This is a genomic window from Mycetohabitans sp. B2, from assembly GCF_021733735.1.
GTDB classification, from domain to species: domain Bacteria; phylum Pseudomonadota; class Gammaproteobacteria; order Burkholderiales; family Burkholderiaceae; genus Mycetohabitans; species Mycetohabitans rhizoxinica.
In genome coordinates, this window is the sequence record NZ_JAHKSP010000016.1 from 66,325 (window position 1) to 82,305 (window position 15,981).

Here is a 15,981-nt window from a genome sequence, read left to right on the forward strand (position 1 = left end):
CGCCAACTCGTTGAACGTAACTGCCGCTTGATGGACGCGGGTCAGGGCGGGATGTCGCGCCAAGACCGACCCTATGTCGGTTTTTCCTACCTGCGCCAAAGCGAAACGGATTGCCAATCACGGACTTTAATTTTCCGGCCCCGCCGCGTTGACCGGGAATGCCTACAGGGTGCCTACATGGAGACCAGAAAGCAAAAAGCCCAACCTCGAAGGCTGGGCTTTTTGATTGATTTTTTGGCTCCCCGACCTGGGCTCGAACCAGGGACCTACGGATTAACAGTCCGGCGCTCTACCGACTGAGCTATCGGGGAACAGCAGAGAAGTGGAATTCTATCGGCGTCTTATCGTCTTGTCAACAGGTGGCGCGTCGAAGCGTGGTGTCATGGATTATCGACGAACCCGGCGCGCGCGCCCTGCTCATCGCTCGAGCAGCTTCAGCTTGTCTTTCACGTCTTTCCATTCCACCGCGTCCGGCAGAGGAGGCTTAGTCCGTGTGATGCTGGGCCAGTCCTTCGCCAGTTCCGCGTTCAGTTGGATGAATTGTTGCTGGTCGCCGGGGACGTCTTCTTCCGCATAGATCGCATTGACCGGGCATTCCGCTACGCAAACTGCGCAATCGATGCACTCGTCCGGGTCGATCGCGAGGAAGTTCGGACCTTCGCGAAAGCAGTCCACTGGGCATACGTCGACACAGTCAGTATAGCGGCACTTGATGCAGCTTTCGGTCACAACGTGAGTCATTGATGAAGCTCCTGCACTCTGTGTATAGCGATGTGGGCGCGCAATGAAGCCAGGGACGCCACCATTTTGCAAAACAGTTATTGTAGCGCACCGCGTCGCCGCTTCGCTGCCCCCCGCCCGAGGCTGTTATACACTTTGGTGATGTCTTTATATGCGACGCGCGGTTTGCTGCGTACGTGCCGCGGCCTCGCTTACGCTAACTTTAGCAGGAGGTGTCGCGTCAAACGGCCGCGGCGCGTCCGAGCTTCCGGCTTGTGCCTGGCTATGCGACCATGATCATCACTTCGTTACTCGATACCGATCTCTACAAATTCACGATGATGCAGGTCGTGCTGCATCATTTTCCTGCCGCCAGCGTCGAATACCGGTTCCGTTGCCGCACGCGCGGCATCGACCTGGTGCCCTATGTGGACGAGATCCGGGAGCAGATCGGTCGCCTGTGCCAGTTGCGTTTCACCGACGACGAGCTCGACTATTTGCGCCAGTTGCGCTTTATTAAGAGCGACTTCGTTGACTTCCTTGCGCTGTTCCAACTCAATGAGAAGTACATTCACGTCTGGCCGTCGCCGAAGGCCAATGGTGAGATCGAGATCGTTGTGCGCGGGCCGTGGCTGCATACGATTCTGTTCGAAATCCCGGTACTGGCGATCGTCAACGAGGTCTATTTCCGCAATACGCAGCGCTCGCCGGCATACCACGAGGGACGTGAGCGGCTGATTGACAAGATGGCGATGCTCGGCGCGAGGCCCGACTACGCCGATTGCAAGATTGCCGACTACGGCACGCGGCGACGCTTTTCGAAGCAGTGGCACGAGGAGGTCATCCTGACGCTGATGGCGGGGCTTGGCGAGCAGTTTGCCGGCACCAGCAATGTCTATTACGCGATGAAGCACGGGTTGACGCCACTTGGCACGATGGCGCACGAGTACCTGCAGGCGTGCCAGGCGCTGGGGCCGCGGCTGCGCGATTCGCAGATCTTCGGTTTTGAGAGGTGGGCCAAGGAATATCGCGGCGATCTTGGCATTGCGTTGTCCGACGTCTACGGCATGAAGGCGTTCCTGCGCGATTTCGATATGTACTTCTGCAAGCTGTTCGACGGCGCGCGGCACGATTCGGGAGACCCGTTCGAATGGGGTGAGCAGCTATTGAAGCACTACGAGTTGAATCGCTGCGATCCCCGCACCAAGATCCTGGTCTTTTCCGATGCACTTGATATCCCGAAGGTGTTGCAACTGTACGAGCGTTTTCGCGGCCGCTGCAAACTGGCATTTGGCGTGGGCACCAACCTGACCAACGACCTGGGCTATCCGCCGCTGCAGATCGTGATGAAAATGGTCCGCTGCAATGGCCAGCCCGTTGCGAAATTGTCCGACTCGCCGGGCAAAAACATGTGCGACGATCCCGCGTACATCGCGTACTTGCGGCAGGTGTTCGAGATCGACACGCCGTTGGAGGCGGGCCACTGAACCAGGTGAGGCCGGCACGCGCAGCGGCACGTACGCGGCGCCCCGTGGTCGCATCGCTCTGCGTGGCGCAGGTGGCGTCCCGCTGCAGGCTGGATGCCACCACGGCCATCGGGGTCGCCGATGGCCATCCGGCCAATGGCTGCGCTGCGCCCGCCGGTATAATCTGCGCGCAGGCGTGGCCAACGCGCTATCAGAGGATCGCTCCATGGACACTTCGGCGGCTCGCCGTAACATCATTGCTCGCATCCGCGCGGCGCAGCGCCGGCCGGCGCTGCCGGCGGCGGCCGAGCGCGAGGCGCTCACCGACTATCTGGCGCGGCACCCGGTCGGCCCGCGTCCTGATCTGCCAGGCGATCTCGTCGAGTTGTTCGTCACGCAATCGCGCAAGATGGCGACCAGTGTCGCGTGCGTCGATGGGCCGCAGCAGGTGCCGGCTGCGGTGGCGGCCTATCTGCACGAGCACAAGCTTGCCACGACCGCAGTCGCGTGGCCCGCGCTCGCTGATTACGGATGGGCGGATGTCGGCTGCCAACTCGAATTCAGGATGCCGCGCGACGGCGACTTGACCGGCATTACCGGGTGCTTTTGCGCGGTGGCCGAGACCGGTACGCTAGCGCTGTTGTCGGGCGAGGACGAGTTCGTGTCGGCGGGCCTGTTGCCGCAGACGCATATTGCAATCGTGCCGGCGTCGCGCGTCGTCGGCGGCCTCGAGGACGCGTTTGCCTTGATGCGTGCCGAGCGCGGCGAATTGCCGCGCGCGGTCAACTTCATTTCAGGTCCGTCGCGTACCGGCGACATCGAACAAACCATTGTGCTAGGTGCGCATGGTCCTTATCGCGTTCATGCAGTCGTTGTGCGTGACGCGTGATTCCTGTTTTTCTAATACGACATATGACGAGGTTTTTTGCCTTTCTGCCGGCGGGTGTAGTACTCGCCTGTATTCCGCTTGCCGCGTGCGCGGCCGACGTCGATGGCTCGCAACTAGGCCTGCATTGGGCGCTGCCGTTTGCTGGCATGCTGCTGTCGATCGCGTTGCTGCCGCTGCTGGCTCCGACGTTCTGGCACCGCCATTTCGGCAAAATCGCGGCGGCTTGGGCGCTGGCCTTCCTGGTGCCGTTCGCCGCGTCGTTCGGCGCCGGCGCAGCACTTGCGTCGCTCGCCCATGCCGCAATTGCTGAGTATGTGCCGTTTATCGTGTTGCTGGCCGCGCTGTATACGGTGGCCGGCGGCATCTGCGTGCGCGGCAATCTACATGGATCACCCGCGCTCAATACTGGTCTGATTGCGCTTGGCACGCTGCTAGCAAGCATCATGGGAACGACGGGCGCGGCGATGCTGCTGATCCGGCCGTTGTTGCGGGCCAATGACAATCGCCGGCATGCTGCGCATGTGGTGGTGTTCTTTATTTTCCTGGTCGCGAATGCGGGCGGCGCGTTGTCACCGCTCGGCGATCCGCCATTGTTTCTCGGCTTCCTGAACGGTGTCGATTTTTTCTGGACAACTGTGCATTTGGCGTTGCCGGCCCTGTTCGTCACCGCCACGGTGCTGTCGGTGTTCTACGTGCTGGATAGCTATTATTTCAGGCGTGACGGCAACCCGGGGCCGGCGCGGGTGAAGCTGACACCGGACTTGCGCGGCGTTGCGATCGACGGCAAAGTGAACTTCGCACTGCTGGCGTGCATCATCGTCCTGGTGCTGATAAGCGGCGTCTGGAAACCTCGCGTGCAATTCGACGTTTTCGGCGTGCCAGTCCAGTTGCAAAACATGCTCCGTGACGCCGGACTGTTGGTCGTGCTGTTCGTGTCGCTGCGCGTGACGCCATCCTCCGCGCGCGATGGCAATGGCTTTAGCTGGGCGCCAATCGATGAGGTCGCCAAGCTCTTCGCCGGCATCTTCGTGACGATTGCACCGGTAATCGCGATGCTGCATGCCGGACAGCGGGGCGCGTTCGCCGACGCGGTGCAGTGGACGCTGCAGGACGGCCAAGCCACCGTACCCCTGTATTTCTGGGTGACAGGGTTGTTGTCATCGTTCCTGGACAATGCGCCGACCTACCTGGTGTTTTTCAACATCGCGGGCGGCGACGCGCAGACGTTGATGACCTCCGGTGCGTCGACACTCGCGGCGATTTCCGCTGGCGCGGTATTCATGGGAGCGAATACGTACATTGGCAACGCGCCGAACTTCATGGTCAAGGCCATTGCCGAGTCGCGCGGTGTGCGCATGCCGAGCTTTTTCGGCTTCATTGGATGGTCGGCCTGCGTACTGTTGCCGGTATTCGCGATGACGACATGGCTCTTTTTCTGGCATTGAGTGCCGGACGCAAACTTGGACTGGAACGGTGATGAAGCAGGAGGTTTGGGTGGCGCGGATGATCTTCCCGGACGTACTCGAAACGCTTGAGCAGTATTTCGATGTCAATATGAATTGCGATGGCCATTTATTCACGCGCGATGTGTTCGACGGCGAGCCAAACGTGCATCCGGACTTGTTGCAAGTGCCCAACGTGGTGTTGACGCCCCACATGGCAAGCGCGATCGAGACGACGCGGCGGGCGGTGGTGGCACGGGCGGCCGATCATTTGATCGCAGCGCTTGGCTGCGGCCCGCAAGCCGATCACCCGCTGACACCGAACAACCCTGACGTGCTGGGGGCAGTGCACGCATGCTGACGATTATCCTAGCCGTCGCAGTGGCCGTATTGGCCGCCGCGCTGCTCGTTGTCGCGGCCGCGATGCGGCAACGCGATGCCGGCAACGCGACCGAGGCATCGCTGCAAGCGCTCACGCAGCGGGTAGGCGAACTGGGCGACACGTACGCGCGCTCCCAGGAAAGGCTGGAGCGCGAGTTGCGCGCGGAGCTGATCGACAGCGCCCGCGTGTCGCGCGCCGATGCTGGCGCCGGCGTCGCGCAATTACAACAGGCGCTCGCGGCGCAACTCGCGAGTATCGCTACGGTGCAAAACAACCAGATTGACGGCTTCGCGCAGCAACTGGCCAAACTGACGCAGAGCAATGCGCAGCAGCTCGATGCGTTTCGCTTGTCCGGCCAACAGCAGGCGCAACATGCGCGCGAGGAGCAGGCTGCTGCATTGAAGCGATTCGGCGATACGCTGAACCAGCAATTGGCCGTGCTGTCGGAGAGCAACGAGCGGCGTCTTGCCGAAGTGCGGGCGACGCTCGAGCAAAAGCTCAAGGATATCGAGGCGAACAATGCGGCCAAGCTCGATGAGATGCGGCGCATTGTCGATGAAAAGCTTCATGCCACGCTGGAGCAGCGCCTGGGTGAATCGTTCAAGTTGGTGTCGGACCGGCTCGAGCAGGTCCATCGTGGCTTGGGCGAGATGCAGACGCTCGCTGCGGGCGTCGGCGACCTGAAGAAGGTGTTGACCAATGTCAAGACGCGCGGTACCTGGGGCGAGGTTCAGCTCGAGGCGCTGCTCGAGCAGATGCTCACGCCCGATCAATATGCGAAGAATGTGGCGACGGTGCCGCGCAGCAGCGAGCGCGTCGAATTCGCGATTCGGCTACCGGGCCGGGGCGAAAGCGAGCACCGCAATGCGCAGCCGGTATGGCTGCCGATCGATGCGAAATTCCCGCGTGAGGACTACGAGCGGTTGATCGACGCACAAGATCGGGCTGACCCTCTTGGCGTCGAGGAGGCGGCCCGCGCGCTGGAAACGCGTATCAGGTTGGAGGCCAAGGCAATTGCAGACAAGTATGTGTCGCCGCCGCATACGACGGACTTTGCCCTTTTATTCCTGCCGACCGAGGGACTCTATGCGGAAGTCCTGCGCCGGCCTGGGCTGACCGATGCATTACAGCGCGACTATCGGGTCACGATTGCCGGACCCACCACGCTGACTGCGTTGCTGAACAGCTTGCAGATGGGTTTTCGTACGCTGGCGATCGAAAAGCGCTCGAGCGAAGTATGGCAGGTACTCGGCGCGGTGAAGACGGAGTTCGGCAAGTTCGGCGACGTCCTGGCGAAAACGAAGAACCAGCTTGCGACCGTTGCCCGGTCTATCGAACTGGCCGAGACCCGGACACGGCAAATGCACAAGAAGCTGCGCGACGTCGAGGCGCTATCTGGCGAGCAGGCTGCCGAACTGTTGGGCGATGACGGGCAAGCGCAAGCGACGCTAGACGACAGTAGCGAATAAGCGGGTGCGGCCCTGGCAGCGACCGTAGATCAGTGCGTGCACCGCGGACACGCTGGCCGGTGTTGCATGGCGGGGCGTCGTGTCGTCCGACAGCGTGGCCAATGGCGAAGTCATGCCTCCTCCGGTGCATCGGAGAGCATGATCTCGATGCCGCCGAAGCGCGATGCCACCCAGTTGTATGCGTGGCAGGCGATCCATAGCAGGATGAAGCCAAGCACGGCGTTGAGTATCAACGCGCTGAACACCGTCGACAGTTCGACAGAGCCATAGCGCACGAATGCCACTAGCACGCCGAGCAGGACGATCGGCACGCTGAAGGTTAGGTACACGAAGATCAGCGCTTTGGCGGTTTGCCCCGGGGCAATGTACGAGATTTGTTTTTTCATATCGAAGCGTCGGCGCTCATTCGCGATAAAGGGTCGCGCGGGGCACGCGCGGAAGTTGTATGAAAACGTCGAGTATGGGTGAGATTAGTCCGTCAAAGGGTTAGCGCAACCCGTCAAAAGGCCAGGTCAGCCCGTCAAAAGGTTAAATCAGTCCATCAAAAGGCATGATATCGACCGTGTCGCCCACGGCCACTGGCCCTCGTTGGTGATCCAGAATAACGAAACAATTGGCGTCGCTCATCGAGCGTAGGATACCGGAGCCCTGCGCGCCGGTCAGCGCGACTTCCCAGCGCCCGTCGTCGCGCCGGCGCGCGATGCCTCGCTGATATTCGGTCCGTCCGGGGCGTTTGCTGATCGAATCCAGCGTGCTTGCCGTGATCAGCGGCACGGGCCGGGGCAGCGCACCGGTCATCGAAATCAGTGCGTCGCGCACGATCTGATAGAAGGCGACCATTGTGGCAACCGGGTTGCCTGGCAAGCCGAAGTAGAGCGCATCGTGGCCTTCGCCCGCGCGCCCGCCTGACCAGATGCGGCCGAATGCGAACGGGCGTCCTGGCCGCATCGCGACATTCCAGAATGCGACGTCGCCCAACCGACCCATCAGCTCACGCGTGTAGTCTGCGTCGCCGACCGACACGCCGCCGGAACTGAGTACGACGTCCGCTGACGCCGCTGCGTTGCGCAGCGCTGCTTCCAGCGCGAGCCGATCGTCGGGCACCACACCGAGATCGATCACCTCTACGTTCAGGCGGCGCAGCATCCCGTACAGCGTATAGCGATTGCTATCGTATATGCATCCAGGCGCAAGCGGTTGCCCCAGTGAACGCAATTCGTCGCCGGTCGAAAAGAAGGCGGCACGCAAGCGGCGCCGCACCGGTACTTCGCCAAGCCCGACGGAGGCGAGCAGGCCCAGATCGGACGCGCGCAGCACACGTCCGGCCAATAGGGCTGCATGTCCGCTGCGCAGGTCTTCGCCGGCGCGTCGGCAGTTGGCGCCGCGGGCCAGCGCGGCGGCCGAAAATTGGATCGATCCGGCCACGTCGATTGCCACCTGCTCCTGCGGGACTACGGTATCGCAGCCGGCCGGCAATACCGCGCCGGTCATCACGCGGATGCAATCGCCGCTGCGTACCCGTGCATCGTACGCGCGTCCGGCCAGCGCCGTGCCTGCCACGCGTAACCGGATCGTGCCGCCGCGCTCGAGCGCGGCGCCGTCGAACGCATAGCCGTCCATGGCGGAATTGTCGTGTGCTGGTACGTCTAGCGGCGACACCACGTCGTCAGCCAGCACGCGATCCAAGGCGTCACGCAGCGCGAGCCGCTCGATGGTGGCCACCGGCGTTGCCCACTGGTTCACGATGGCCCGGGCGGCATTCACCGGCAGTGCGTTCGGGTCATAGTCGGCGATACAGCTTGCGATTGTTTGCAGCGAGGTCATGGCACGGGACGGAGAAAACGGGGCGGGCGCAATCGGGCAAAGGACGCCGGGCACGCTCATCGCCCGATGTCCGGCCGCTCGAGTTTGTATAATTCTTGCAGCGAGTTGACATTGTAAAACGCGCGCTCGTCGGCGAATGGCACGCGTACTGCCATGTGGCGTGCGTACCACGCGCGCACGCGGCGCTCGCCCTGGGTTAACTGCGTCGCCAGATCGTCTGCCAGCCCAGCGCGCAGCAGCGCGAATACAAAATGAGCACGCCCGGCTGCCGGCATGTCGGTCGACGATGCAGGCGGGGCATGCGTGTTCGGCACAGCTGCATCGGGCGATGCGGTGCATGCATAAGCAATCGGTGCGTGCGTGACTTCCAGCGCTTGGGCAAGGCGCTGCGCCAGATTCAACGGCACGAACGGAGAATCGCAGGGCGCGACCAGTAGCGCGCCGTGCCTCGGCGCCTGGCGCTCGAGTGCATACAGCCCTTCGAGAATGCCGGCCAGCGGGCCGGGGAAATCGGGTGTGGTGTCCGTCAGCACCTGATCGGCAAACCGGGCATACTGGTCAACGTGGCGATTGGCGCTGATCATCAGGTGCGACACCTGTGGCCGCAAGCGCTGTGCGACATGCTCGACGAGTGGGTGCCCATGCAGCAGTTGCAGTCCTTTGTCTCGCCCACCCATGCGCGTGCCGCGGCCGCCAGCGAGAATCAGTCCGATGGTGCTGGCGCGCGACATCACGTGCGGATCACGGTGTGCATCGGTCTAGCCGCCGATATATGACATTTCGACGCGCGGGCCGCCAGCGGCTTGCCCGCGCAACTGCGAATAGCGGTCCTCGCGGGCTTGCCACAGCCGCGCGATTGCATCGGCGATCTGCTCGTCGGTGACGCCGCCGCGCAACAGCGCGCGCAGATCGTGACCCGTGCCGGCGAACAGGCATAAATACGCCTTGCCTTCAGTGGACAGCCGTATACGCGTACAACTGGCGCAGAAGGCGCGCGTGACGCTGGAGATCACGCCGATCTCCCCGGCGCCATCCGCGTATTGCCAGCGTTGCGCGGTCTCGCCCGGATAATGCGCGTCCAGTGGCACAAGCGGCCAATGCGCGTTGATTCGGTCGATGACGTCGGCGGACGGCAGCACTTCGGTCATGTTCCATCCATTGGAGTGGCCCACGTCCATGTATTCAATGAAGCGTAATACGGTGCCGGATCCGCGAAAATGTCGGGCCATCGGCACGATTTCGCTGTCGTTGGTGCCGCGCTTAACGACCATGTTGATCTTCAGCGGGCCAAGACCTGCCGCATGCGCGGCCTCGATTCCCTCCAGTACGCTCGAGACCGGGAAATCGGCATCGTTCATGCGTTTAAACAACGTATCGTCCAGTGCGTCGAGGCTGACTGTCACGCGCGTGAGTCCAGCGTCTTTCAGCGCACGCGCCTTGCGGGCGAGCAGTGCGCCGTTCGTCGTCAGTGTCAGATCGAGTGCCCGTGCGTCGGGCGTGCGCAACGCGGCAAGGCGTTCGATCAGGCGTTCGAGATGCTTGCGCAACAACGGTTCGCCGCCGGTTAGGCGGATCTTCTCGACCCCCTGCGCAACAAACAGCCGCGCCACGCGCTCAATTTCTTCAAAGGTCAGCAGCGCGCTGTGTGGCAGAAACGGGTAGTCGCGGCCAAAAACGGTTCGCGGCATGCAGTACACGCAGCGAAAATTGCAGCGATCGGTGACCGAGATACGCAGGTCGCGCAGCGGGCGGGCGAGGCGGTCAATGACATGCCCGCGCGGCGCTCCAGGGGCGCTCGAGAACGCTGGGACGGCGCTCAGTTCGTTCAGCGGGATGACACGTCGATTCATGGTTGCCGCACAAGCCAGTTCAACCAAGGATTTTATCCGAATGCGCCGAGTACGGCGTTGCTGTGGCGCAATATCCTATATCGCGGCTGCGATGATCGGTGGCAGCACGACCCGCGAGCCCGCTGGATAACCGAGAAGGCCAATAAAAAGCCCTCGCCGAGGCGAGGGCCATCGATGATGCACCGCTTTGCGACGCACGACGGGGGCGACGCGCCCGTCTAGTTACACCCCGTGCCGGGTCTCGACCTGCTGCATCGGTTCCGTGGACGGCGATGGCAACGGCTTGCGTTCACGGCCGATGCGCAACGACTCCTGGGCAGCTTGCGCAGCCTGCTGCGCCGCGCGCAGCTTGTCGGTATCGGTGTTGACCCACACCAGTCCAGCGGATTCTAGGATCGGCGCCAGCGTGTCGATCGACAACGTGCCTGCCGACGAAGCCATTGGGGCGGGTGTGGCGATCGAGGCCGGTTCGTCGGCGCTGCGCGGTTGGGATGGCGCTTCGCGCTCGCCCGCCGGTGTGCTGCCAACAACGGCTTGCCCATGGCCCGCTCCGGCGCGGCCGGTTACCAGCGTGTCGTCCGATTGCGCGCCTGGGAGCTGAGCCGACGCAACCGGCGCGTGGGTGTGCGCCGGCTGCGCCGATGTCGGCTCGTCCACCCTTTGCGGGCTGACCGGTGTCGGCTCATCACCTCGTACCGGCGCCGGCTCGTCGCGTCGTATCGGCGCTGATTCGAGTGGCTCCACCGTCGCGGCGGTGGTCACCATCGTTGACGCCACCGATGGTTGAGGAGGGGGCGCTTGCTGCCGTGTGACCTCACCGGTGACGCTAGGATCTGCACTTGAGTCATGCGCCGACTCAACGATTCGCGGCTGCGGCTGCGCCGCGACCGCAGCCGGTTGCACGGGCTTGGCTACCGGTACCTGCTCCATTTCCTGGCGTCCGCCAGCCTCGTTGGCCTCTCGCGGCGCGGGGGACTGGGTCGCGGCGTGTTCGACCGCCGCTTCTGATCCTGGTGCTGGCGTGTGCTCGCGGGCCATCACTGCGTCGCCTGTTGTCGCGGTGGGGGCGCCAGCCGCGGCGCTCGGTGCAGTGGCACCCGTTTCGCCTTCTCCTTCAGCCACGTCCGCGGCATGAGTCAGGTTGACGCTGTCCTCGTCGCGTTCACGGCGACCGCCGCGGCGTCCGCGCCGGCGGCGGCGGCGCTCCTCGCCGTCACGCCCGACATCGGTTTCCGGGGCGGCGCCGGTACCCGGCGCCGACTCCTGACCCTGTTCAAATGTCTGCTCGTCACGTAATGACTCGACCGGCGGCTGCTCAAGCTGCTTGCGCTCACTACGCTCGGCCCGGTCCCCACGGTCGTGGCGTTCACCGCGTTCGCCCCGATCCGCCCGTTCGCCTCGTTCAGCGCGCTCGCCCCGCGCCGCCTCGTTGCGGTCACGGCGCTCACCGCGCTCGGTACGTTCAATACGCGGCGGCCGTTCGGTGCGCGCCGGTTGCTCTGCCTCCACGCGGGCCTCGAGCTGCCGCTCCTGGCGGGGGACTCGCGTATCGCGCACGCTCCGCTCGTCGCGCGCAGCGCGTTCGTCCCGCGTATCGCGTTCATCGCGACGCCCACGGACCGGTTGAGCAGCAACGTCGCGTGGCGCCGCGTCACGGCTACCGGATTGCGGGCCGCGCCGATGGGGCCGGTTGCGCTCCGTGCCTTGACGAGCCTCGCTGCCGGCACGTCCCCCTGTCGGCCGTGCGGGCGTGGCTTTGACGGTGGCCTGGGCCGGAGGCTCGCCACTGAAGATGCGCTTGAGCCATCCAATGAATCCGCCACTTGCCGTGGCCGCCGGTGTGACCGGTGCGCTCGGCCGGGCTTGCGGCGGCACTGGGCGTGGCGTGGCGCTGGGCGCTGGCATATCCGGCGTAATACCCTTGACGGCGGCTTCTTGCTTCGGCTTCGCGTCGCTGTCGCGCTTGCTGTAGCCGGTTTCCGATTCCAACTCGCGCGCCGCTTCCTCGGCCATGCGCCACGACGCGCGCGGCTCGTCGAGTCGCACGTCGTCATGACGCAGCCGCTCGAGCTTGTAGTGCGGCGTTTCGAGGTGCTTATTGGGAATGAGCACCACGTTGACCTTGAAACGCGATTCGATCTTATTGATTTCCTGGCGTTTTTCGTTCAACAGGAAGGCGGTTACCTCAACCGGCACCTGGCAATGGATGGCCGCGGTGTTTTCCTTCATCGCTTCTTCTTGAATGATCCGCAGCACTTGCAGCGCGGACGATTCGGTGTCGCGGATGTGGCCAGTGCCGTTGCAGCGCGGACAAGTCACATGGCTGCCCTCGGACAGCGCAGGACGCAGCCGCTGGCGCGACAACTCCATCAGGCCGAAGCGGGAAATCTTGCCCATCTGGACCCGGGCCCGGTCGTGCTTGAGCGCGTCCTTGAGCCGTTGCTCGACTTCGCGCTGGCTCTTGCTCGCCTCCATGTCGATGAAGTCGATCACGATCAGCCCGCCCAAGTCGCGCAGCCGCAACTGGCGCGCCACTTCATCGGCTGCCTCCAGGTTCGTGCGCAGTGCTGTTTCCTCGATGTCGGCGCCCTTGGTCGCGCGAGCCGAGTTCACGTCGATGGCGACCAGCGCTTCCGTGTGGTCGATCACGACGGCGCCGCCGGATGGCAGCGGCACGGTACGGGAGTAGGCGGTCTCAATCTGGTGCTCGATCTGAAACCGGGAGAACAACGGCACATCATCGTGGTAGCGCTTGACCTTGCCGAGATTGTCCGGCATTACCACTTCCATAAACGCGCGAGCCTGATCGTGGATATCCGGTGTATCGATCAGGATTTCACCAATATCGGGCTGGAAGTAATCCCGGATCGCGCGGATCACCAAGCTCGATTCAAGATAGATCAGCAGGGGTCCGCGCGTGCCGTTCGCCGCTGCCTCGATCGCACGCCACAATTGCAACAGGTAGTTCAAGTCCCACTGTAGCTCTTCGGCGGAGCGACCGATGCCCGCTGTGCGCGCGATCATGCTCATGCCGTCTGGCAATTCGAGTTGCGCCATCGTTTCGCGCAATTCCTGCCGGTCGTCGCCCTCGATGCGTCGCGACACGCCGCCGCCGCGCGGATTGTTGGGCATCAGCACCAGGTAGCGGCCGGCCAGCGAGATGAACGTGGTCAGCGCAGCGCCCTTGTTGCCGCGCTCCTCCTTTTCGACCTGGACGATCAGTTCCTGGCCTTCGTGCAGCGCGTCCTGGATGCGCGCGGAGCGCATTTCGACGCCATCCTTGAAATATTGCCGGGCGACCTCCTTGAAGGGCAGAAAACCATGGCGATCCTCGCCGTAGTTGACGAAGCACGCCTCGAGCGATGGCTCGATCCGCGTGACGACTCCTTTGTAGATATTGCCTTTACGCTGTTCGCGTCCAGCGGTTTCGATATCGATGTCGATCAGCTTCTGCCCATCGACGATTGCCACGCGCAACTCTTCCTGCTGCGTCGCGTTGAACAACATGCGTTTCATTGAACGGCTCCAGTGCGGCTGCGCGTCCCGCCACGGTCCAGAGCGGAACCGAAACGGGCAGCGGCGCGCCGCCTCTTTTTGTCAAAAAAAGCACGCTGGAGCGGGAAACTCTGGCTGGGGAGAATTGCCTTGACCGGAACGCGCGCCAACCAAGGCGCGGCATGCCGCGGGCACCTGCGAATAGTTCCAAACTACGGCAAAACACGGCGGTGCAGCCGCGCATCGCGCAATGAAGCGCGTGACGCGCGGCCTCAAACTGTACGATGCACTGCTGCCGGCGGGCCGCCGTTGCACAATACGCGCCGCACGCGAACCGAAACCTGCGCGGGTGCGCGGACCATTGGCGCCGTGGCCCGCGTGTCTCGCTCGTTCGCGCGCGCTGTCTCGATTCGACTGCTGCGCGCGTGTTATTCGCAATCCGTCCAGCTCGTGCGTGCCACGTCGGCCGACGTGTAGTGCGGCGGGCTGGACGCAAAAAATTCTTTATGACCAAAATTTCCGTTACCGGCTTGCCGTTGACGATGCCGAATCCGCCTGTGGGCGATATCCCTACACTGTGCAACGACGTGCGTGCAACTTGCTGCTCTCGCCTTCCAGGCGAGCAGCCGGCCTGGGGTGCAAGGTAAAATAACGCCCGAGGCGCTTGCACCGAAACAGTCCGTCGTGTGCCGGGCGGGTCGCCACCGGCGCATGGGCTGTTTAGCAAATTATATTCAGAATGAATGAGTTAGGCAAAATATCACAAAATGGTGCAGCCGCCGACCGTGTTTCATGGCTGAATGTGGACGACGCGTCGGCTGGTCAGCGCATCGACAATTTTCTTCTGCGCGTGTGCAAAGGGGTGCCAAAAAGCCATATTTATCGGATTTTGCGAAGCGGCGAAGTGCGAGTCAACAAGGGCCGGGTCGACGCCTCGTACCGGCTTGAGCATGGTGATATTGTGCGCGTGCCGCCAATACGGGTGGCACAGCCGGCGCACTCCCCGGTGAGCGCGCCGGCTGCGACGTTCCCGGTGTTGTATGAGGACGACTGCCTGATCGCGCTGGATAAGCCGGCCGGCATTGCGGTGCACGGCGGCAGCGGGGTGAGCTTTGGCGTGATCGAGCAAATGCGCGCCGCGCGCCCCGGTGCCCGCATGCTGGAGTTGGTCCACCGGCTCGACCGGGAAACGTCCGGTGTGCTGTTGCTGGCCAAGAAGCGTGCTGCGCTCGTCGGTCTGCACGAGCAGATTCGCGAGGGCCGGCTGGATAAGCGCTATCTGGCGTGCGCGCGGGGCGCGTGGCCTGCGGATTGGGGCGTGCGCCGCGCGGTGAAGGCGCCGCTGCACAAGTACTTGACCGCTGACGGCGAGCGGCGGGTTCGCGTGCAGCCCGATGGACTGGGCTCGCATACGGTCTTCAACCTGCGCCGGCGCCTGGGTGACTATTTACTGCTGGAGGCGGAACTGAAGACCGGCCGGACCCATCAGATCCGGGTCCATCTCGCGCATCTAGGCTTGCCGATCGTCGGTGACGACAAGTACGGGGATTTCTCGTTGAACAAGAACCTGGCTCGTCCCGGTGTCCGGCCGGGGCTGCGCCGGATGTTCTTGCATGCGTGGCGGCTGAGCATTCAGCATCCGGCCAGCGGCGCGCCGCTGTCGTTCGAGGCGCCGCTGCCAGCCGAATGCGATAATTTTTTGCAACAATTGACGGATATGTTGAACACGGATGACGCGCAAACAATTTGACTTGATCGTGTTCGACTGGGACGGCACGCTGATGGACTCGACCGCGCACATCACGCGTAGCATCCAGCGGGCGTGCCGCGACCTTGGCTTGCCAGTGCCCGACGCGTTGTCGGCGAGCTATGTCATTGGGCTAGGGCTGCGCGACGCGTTGCAGATCGCCGCGCCCACGCTCGACCCGGTCGACTACCCGCGTCTTGCGCAGCGCTACCGGTTCCATTACCTGAGCGGTGATCCACATATCGAGCTGTTCGCCGGCGTGCGCGAGATGTTGGACGAATTACGCGGTGCGGGCTATCTGCTCGCGGTGGCGACCGGCAAATCGCGGGTCGGACTGAACCGCGCGCTGGACTCGTTCCGGTTGATGACGATGTTCGATGCGACCCGCTGCGCGGACGAGACGTTCTCGAAGCCTCATCCGGCAATGCTGCATGAATTGACGCGAGAATTGGGGCAGGGTGCCGCGCGTACCGTGATGATCGGCGACACGACGCACGACCTGCAGATGGCGGCCAACGCTGGGGCCGCCGCCGTGGCGGTGTCCTATGGCGCCCATCCAGCCGAGCAGCTGATCAAGCTGGAGCCGCGCTTTTGCGCCGCCGACGTCATGTCGCTGGCCGATTGGCTGCGCGAGCACGGATGACTGGCGCGCGCGCGAGTGGGTACCCGTTGTCGCGTCGAGCCGGGATTGTCACAG

At 63.4% G+C, this 15,981-nt stretch carries 13 protein-coding genes, 1 tRNA gene and 1 pseudogene; 7 read left to right on the plus strand and 8 right to left on the minus strand.

Translation table 11 applies throughout. The features are described 5' to 3' along the window. Positions 1–235: 235 nt before the first annotated feature. Positions 236–311 (minus strand) — tRNA-Asn (locus KPG66_RS03125). 106 nt (positions 312–417) lie between these two features. Continuing rightward, the gene (fdxA, locus tag KPG66_RS03130) at positions 418–741 is read right to left on the minus strand and encodes a ferredoxin FdxA (RefSeq protein ID WP_041753157.1); all 324 of its coding nucleotides are present in this window, start codon (positions 739–741) and stop codon (positions 418–420) included. 272 nt (positions 742–1,013) lie between these two features. Here fdxA and pncB point away from each other — a divergent pair, with 272 nt between their 5' ends. From pncB to KPG66_RS03155, 5 genes and pseudogenes are all read left to right on the plus strand, one after another. Further along, positions 1,014–2,207, plus strand: coding sequence for a nicotinate phosphoribosyltransferase (gene pncB, locus KPG66_RS03135; protein ID WP_237069980.1), 1,194 nt, complete (start codon positions 1,014–1,016; stop codon positions 2,205–2,207). A gap of 205 nt (positions 2,208–2,412) precedes the next feature. Then, positions 2,413–3,075: a LutC/YkgG family protein gene (locus tag KPG66_RS03140; RefSeq protein ID WP_237069981.1), complete on the plus strand. Its 663-nt coding sequence runs from the start codon at positions 2,413–2,415 to the stop codon at positions 3,073–3,075. A gap of 23 nt (positions 3,076–3,098) precedes the next feature. Continuing rightward, positions 3,099–4,520, plus strand: a complete 1,422-nt coding sequence (locus tag KPG66_RS03145) for a sodium:proton antiporter (RefSeq protein WP_237069982.1) — start codon at positions 3,099–3,101, stop codon at positions 4,518–4,520. A 139-nt stretch (positions 4,521–4,659) separates the two neighbouring features. Continuing rightward, positions 4,660–4,878, plus strand: a pseudogene (locus KPG66_RS03150) (D-glycerate dehydrogenase); the annotation flags it as partial. Further along, on the plus strand, positions 4,872–6,368 hold the full coding sequence (locus tag KPG66_RS03155; protein ID WP_237069983.1) for a DNA recombination protein RmuC: 1,497 nt from the start codon (positions 4,872–4,874) through the stop codon (positions 6,366–6,368). The pseudogene KPG66_RS03150 and the gene KPG66_RS03155, both read left to right, overlap by 7 nt. On the opposite strand, the gene KPG66_RS17530 is transcribed toward KPG66_RS03155, so the two are convergent. The 6 genes from KPG66_RS17530 to KPG66_RS03180 all read right to left on the minus strand — a co-directional run bounded on the left by KPG66_RS17530 (position 6,348) and on the right by KPG66_RS03180 (position 13,558). Next, on the minus strand, positions 6,348–6,482 hold the full coding sequence (locus KPG66_RS17530; protein ID WP_272907019.1) for a hypothetical protein: 135 nt from the start codon (positions 6,480–6,482) through the stop codon (positions 6,348–6,350). The genes KPG66_RS03155 and KPG66_RS17530 overlap by 21 nt on opposite strands. Further along, positions 6,479–6,754 (minus strand): hypothetical protein, encoded by a 276-nt coding sequence (locus KPG66_RS03160; protein ID WP_013434523.1) that lies wholly within the window; start codon positions 6,752–6,754, stop codon positions 6,479–6,481. The genes KPG66_RS17530 and KPG66_RS03160 overlap by 4 nt, the downstream gene beginning before the upstream one ends. A gap of 142 nt (positions 6,755–6,896) precedes the next feature. Then, positions 6,897–8,192, minus strand: a complete 1,296-nt coding sequence (gene moeA / locus KPG66_RS03165; RefSeq protein ID WP_237069984.1) for a molybdopterin molybdotransferase MoeA — start codon at positions 8,190–8,192, stop codon at positions 6,897–6,899. Between the two features lie 56 nt (positions 8,193–8,248). Beyond that, positions 8,249–8,923 carry a molybdenum cofactor guanylyltransferase MobA gene (gene mobA / locus KPG66_RS03170; RefSeq protein ID WP_237069985.1) on the minus strand — a complete coding sequence of 225 codons (675 nt, stop codon included), beginning with the start codon at positions 8,921–8,923 and terminating at the stop codon, positions 8,249–8,251. Between the two features lie 27 nt (positions 8,924–8,950). After that, a complete protein-coding gene (moaA, locus tag KPG66_RS03175) occupies positions 8,951–10,042 on the minus strand; it encodes a GTP 3',8-cyclase MoaA (protein WP_041754092.1) in 1,092 nt (363 codons plus the stop codon). Between the two features lie 222 nt (positions 10,043–10,264). After that, a complete protein-coding gene (locus KPG66_RS03180; RefSeq protein ID WP_237069986.1) occupies positions 10,265–13,558 on the minus strand; it encodes an Rne/Rng family ribonuclease in 3,294 nt (1,097 codons plus the stop codon). A 718-nt stretch (positions 13,559–14,276) separates the two neighbouring features. Between KPG66_RS03180 and KPG66_RS03185 the strand changes: the two genes are divergently transcribed. Beyond that, complete coding sequence (locus KPG66_RS03185) at positions 14,277–15,287, plus strand: RluA family pseudouridine synthase (protein ID WP_237069987.1); 1,011 nt, start codon at positions 14,277–14,279, stop codon at positions 15,285–15,287. Beyond that, a complete protein-coding gene (locus KPG66_RS03190; RefSeq protein WP_013434531.1) occupies positions 15,268–15,927 on the plus strand; it encodes an HAD-IA family hydrolase in 660 nt (219 codons plus the stop codon). Before KPG66_RS03185 ends, KPG66_RS03190 begins: the two co-directional genes overlap by 20 nt. Positions 15,928–15,981: the final 54 nt, after the last annotated feature.